This is a genomic window from Mesorhizobium sp. M7A.F.Ca.CA.001.08.2.1 (genome assembly GCF_003998455.1).
Taxonomy (GTDB): domain Bacteria; phylum Pseudomonadota; class Alphaproteobacteria; order Rhizobiales; family Rhizobiaceae; genus Mesorhizobium; species Mesorhizobium ciceri.
This window is the reverse complement of the sequence record NZ_RZPW01000521.1, coordinates 1-4,569: the sequence shown is the minus strand read 5'-3', so window position 1 is coordinate 4,569 and position 4,569 is coordinate 1. Positions and strand designations below refer to the sequence as shown.

Here is a 4,569-nt window from a genome sequence, read left to right as displayed (position 1 = left end):
CAGGGAACAGCCTCCGCCTCGAAGGGATGGAAAAGCGTCTTCAACGGCTCGGCGGACATTGTTCGATCTCGACTTGTCTAAGCGCTTTGAAACCCAGGCTGAAAATGAAAACGGGCGCGACATAAGCCGCGCCCGTTTCGATTCAAGATCTCAGACCAATCAGGCGGCGTTTTCTTCGCCTTCGGTCTTCTTGTCGCGGGCGAGTTCCTTGCCGGTGGCCTGGTCGACGACCTTCATCGACAGGCGGACCTTGCCGCGCTCGTCGAAGCCCATCAGCTTGACCCAGACCTTGTCGCCTTCCTTGACCACGTCCGAGGTCTTGGCGACCCGGTCGTTGGCAAGCTGCGAGATGTGGACGAGGCCGTCACGCGGGCCGAAGAAGTTGACGAAAGCGCCGAAGTCCGCGGTCTTGACGACCGTACCTTCGTAGATCTCGCCGACTTCCGGCTCGGCGACGATGGTGTGGATCCACTTCTTCGCCGCCTCGATCTCCTTGGCATTGGACGAAGCGATCTTGACCGTGCCGTCGTCCTCGATGTTGATCTTGGCGCCGGTCTTTTCGACGATCTCGCGGATCACCTTGCCGCCCGAGCCGATCACGTCACGAATCTTGTCGGTCGGGATGTGCATCACTTCGATGCGCGGTGCGAACTCACCCAGTTCCGAACGCGCGCCGGTCAGAGCATGCGCCATCTCGCCGAGGATGTGCTGGCGGCCATCCTTGGCCTGGTCCAGCGCGATCTTCATGATCTCCTCGGTGATGCCTTCGATCTTGATATCCATCTGCAGCGAGGTGATGCCGTTGGCGGTGCCGGCGACCTTGAAGTCCATGTCGCCGAGGTGATCCTCGTCACCGAGGATGTCGGATAGAACGGCGAAACGCTCGCCTTCCTTGATCAGGCCCATGGCGATACCGGCGACGGGCTTGGCCAGCGGCACGCCGGCATCCATCAGCGCCAGCGAGGTGCCGCAGACGGTGGCCATCGACGACGAACCGTTGGACTCGGTGATCTCCGAGACGACACGCAGCGTGTAGGGGAACTGGTCGGCGCTCGGCAGCATCGGGCGAATGGCGCGCCAGGCGAGCTTGCCATGGCCGATTTCGCGGCGACCCGGCGAACCCATGCGGCCGGTCTCGCCGACGGAATAGGGAGGGAAGTTGTAGTGAAGGAGGAACTTCTCCTTGTACATGCCGGTCAGCGAATCAACATACTGCTCATCCTCGCCGGTGCCGAGCGTGGCAACGACCAGCGCCTGGGTCTCGCCGCGGGTGAACAGCGCCGAACCGTGGGTGCGCGGCAGGACGCCGACTTCGGAGACGATCTTGCGGACCGTCTTGAGGTCACGCCCATCGATGCGCGAACCGGTGTCGAGGATGTTCCAGCGCACGACCTTGGCCTGGAGTTCCTTGAATACCGAACCGATCTGCTCGGAAGTGTACTTGGCATCTTCGCCTTCGGCCGGGGCAAACGCTGCCTTGACCTTCGCCTTGACGGCGTCGACGGCGGCGTAACGCTTCTGCTTGTCGACGTTCTTGTAGGCATTGCTGAGTTCGTCGCCGACGATCTTCAGCATCTCGGCTTCAAGCGCGGAATAGTCCGGCGCGGTGAAGTCGCGCGGCTCCTTGGCGGCGACTTCGGCCAGCTTGATGATGGCGTCGATGACCGGCTGGAAGCCCTTGTGGCCGAACATGACGGCGCCGAGCATCAGCTCTTCGCCCAATTCCTTGGCTTCGGACTCAACCATCAGCACAGCGTCGGCGGTGCCGGCGACAACGAGGTCGAGCTTGGATTCCTGCATCTCGTCGACATGCGGGTTCAGAACGTATTCGCCGTTGATGTAGCCGACGCGGGCGCCGCCGACCGGGCCCATGAAGGGAACGCCGGAGAGCGTCAGGGCGGCCGAAGTGGCAACGATCGACAGGATGTCGGGATCGTTCTCGAGATCATGCTGGACGACGGTGACGACGATCTGGGTGTCGTTCTTGTAGCCGGAGGCGAAGAGCGGGCGGATCGGCCGGTCGATGAGGCGGGAAACCAGCGTTTCCTTCTCGCTCGGACGGCCTTCACGCTTGAAATAGCCACCCGGGATCTTGCCGGCGGCGTAGGTCTTTTCCTGGTAGTTGACGGTCAGCGGGAAGAAATCGAGGCCGGGCTTCGGCTCCTTCATCGAAACGACGGTGGCGAGGACCTTGGTCTCGCCGTAGGTGGCGAGCACCGCGCCATCAGCCTGGCGCGCGATCTTGCCGGTTTCGAGGATGAGCGGACGACCGCCCCATTCGATTTCCACTTTGTGGTGATTGAACATCTCTTGTCCTTAATATGAGGAAAGGGCCGCGCCGTTTCACGGTGCGCGGAGATGCCCTTTCCCTGGCTTCCTTTCTCGGGCAGCCACGGGCAAGACAACGGGAGGCTCGGGTGATTTCGGCGCGGTGCGCGCGCGAGCGTCCTGCAATCCTGCCCCATGACCGTCCATGGGCGGTTTCGAGTGCCCTCTGCACGATCGAAACCGGGTCTGGCCAGTCGATACGACTGGCAGAATGCGCGACCGGCGGGCTCTCCTTCGAAAGCCCGCCGGTCAATTCGTCAACGACGCAGACCGAGCTTCTCGATCAGCGTCTGGTAGCGCGCGTCGTCCTTGCGCTTGAGATAATCAAGCAGGCTGCGGCGCTGGGAGACGAGAGCAAGCAGACCACGGCGGGAATGGTTATCCTTCTTGTGGTCCTTGAAATGGTCGGTCAGGTTCTTGATGCGCTCGGAAAGGATGGCCACCTGGACTTCCGGAGACCCGGTATCGCCCTTGGCGGTTGCGAATTCACCCATCAATTCCTGTTTGCGCTCGGCAGTAATCGACATCGTGTTTTTCCTTATCTGTTTGAGGAAACGGGTCGCCCTCAGCCGGGATGTCGTCCAGCAGGGGCCGGTGCAAGCAAAGCGTCATAGCGCTAAGCTGCGGCGCATATAGTGCAATTCCCCGGAAAACACCAGCCCAATTCACAAGCCGGCTTTTCAGAGCAAAATGGCAGGTTTATCCCTGTCAAAGCCATTTCTTCCATTTGAAGAAGACGATCAGCCCGAACGCGACAAGCGCCATGAACAGCAGCGACAAGGGATAGCCGTAGTAGGCCTTCAGTTCCGGCATGTTCCAGGGCGAAGACTCCGGATCGAAATTCATGCCCCAGATGCCGACCAGGAAGGTGAGCGGCATGAAGATGACCGAGACGATGGTGAGATAGCTGATAACGTCGTTGGTGCGCGCCTGGCTCAGCGACAGGTGCATCTCGATCAGGCCGGTCAGCATATCGCGCTGGGTCTCGACCAGCTCGATCAGCCTGAGCGCATGGTCGAGCGTGTCGTTGAGGAAGATCTTGGTCTCGGCCTTCACATAGGGCACATCGTTGCGGATCAGCGTCGCCAGCGCATCGCGCATCGGCCACAGCACGCCTTTCAGCACGTTGGCGTCACGCCGCAATTCATGTAGCTGCCGCATCTGGTGTTTGTGCGGCGAATGCAGCATCTGGTCCTCGATGCTGTCGACCATGTCACCGGCGGCCTCGATCGGCGGAAAATAGCTGTCGACGATGGCATCGATCAGCGCATAGGCAAGATAGTCGGCGCCGCGGGCGCGCAGCCGGTTGGGCGCCGAACTTTCGATACGCTTGCGCACCGGATCGAATGGATCGCCTTCCCGCTCCTGGAAGGTAACGACGAAGTTGCTGCCGAAGAAGACGGCGATCTGCTCATAGCGGTGCGAGGTGACATCGTCGATCATCCTGACAACGACGAAGGCATGGTCCTCGAAGAAGTCGACCTTGGGCCGCTGGCCGGTGTTGACGACGTCCTCCAGCGCCAGCGGATGCAGGCTGAAAATGCGGCCGATCTCCTCGATCAGCGGGATGTTGGCGAGGCCGGTGCAGTCGAGCCAGAGGACCGGCCATTTGTCGCAATGGGTGTTGAGGTCGTCGATGCTGGCATTTTCGATAGTCTTGAATTTTTCGGGCGAGATCAGCGTCAAACGCAGTTCCGAGCGACGCGCCGACGGGTCGGCGATCAGCGTGCCGGGCGACGCACCGACCGGCGGCCGCCGCGTTTTCGCCGGTGCCCGCGTCTTCACGGTCTCAGCCTTTGCCATATTCCCCTCGTGCGAGTCCTCGCCTCGACATCAGACGACAGGAATCAACCGGCAAAGACCCGCTTGGGCTTGAACATGCCTTGCTCAATGGCACCGATGGCGACCAGCTTGCCGCGCGCCGTGGCGCAGGCTTCTTCGGCTTCCACCGGTGCGTCGCGGCCGCGGATGATGACCGGGTTGCCGAGGCGGATCTTGGTTGCCGCGTCATCGCTGATGGCGATCTGCGGCAGGCAATCGAGGGCAGCCGATGTGTCGACCAGAAGCGCATCGATGGCGTCGAAGTCGATTGACGCTTCCACCTTGTCGGCAGCCTCTGCCTTGTCAGCGGCTTCTGTCGTGTCCGAGCTGTCGACCTCCTCCACACCGAAACGGGCGGCTTCCAGTTCGGCGATGGTGACGAAGTCTTCCGAGGTGAACGGCTCGACCTCGACCCGGCGC

General features: G+C 61.5%; 3 protein-coding genes and 1 pseudogene. All 4 read right to left on the bottom strand.

The annotated features are described in order from the left end of the window. Positions 1–159: 159 nt before the first annotated feature. Complete coding sequence (gene pnp / locus EN914_RS25310; protein WP_013527890.1) at positions 160–2,307, bottom strand: polyribonucleotide nucleotidyltransferase; 2,148 nt, start codon at positions 2,305–2,307, stop codon at positions 160–162. Positions 2,308–2,585: 278 nt separating this feature from the next. Further along, positions 2,586–2,897, bottom strand: coding sequence for a 30S ribosomal protein S15 (gene rpsO, locus EN914_RS25305; protein WP_269470859.1), 312 nt, complete (start codon positions 2,895–2,897; stop codon positions 2,586–2,588). A gap of 139 nt (positions 2,898–3,036) precedes the next feature. Next, positions 3,037–4,131 carry a magnesium/cobalt transporter CorA gene (gene corA / locus EN914_RS25300; protein ID WP_024503466.1) on the bottom strand — a complete coding sequence of 365 codons (1,095 nt, stop codon included), beginning with the start codon at positions 4,129–4,131 and terminating at the stop codon, positions 3,037–3,039. A 44-nt stretch (positions 4,132–4,175) separates the two neighbouring features. Then, a pseudogene (truB, locus tag EN914_RS25295) lies at positions 4,176–4,569 on the bottom strand (tRNA pseudouridine(55) synthase TruB); the annotation flags it as partial.

Bases quoted from the DNA above. Each gene is read 5' to 3' on its own strand.
- pnp (WP_013527890.1), bottom strand. From the start codon at position 2,307: ATGTTCAATCACCACAAAGTGGAAATCGAATGGGGCGGTCGTCCGCTC.
- corA (WP_024503466.1), bottom strand. From the start codon at position 4,131: ATGGCAAAGGCTGAGACCGTGAAGACGCGGGCACCGGCGAAAACGCGG.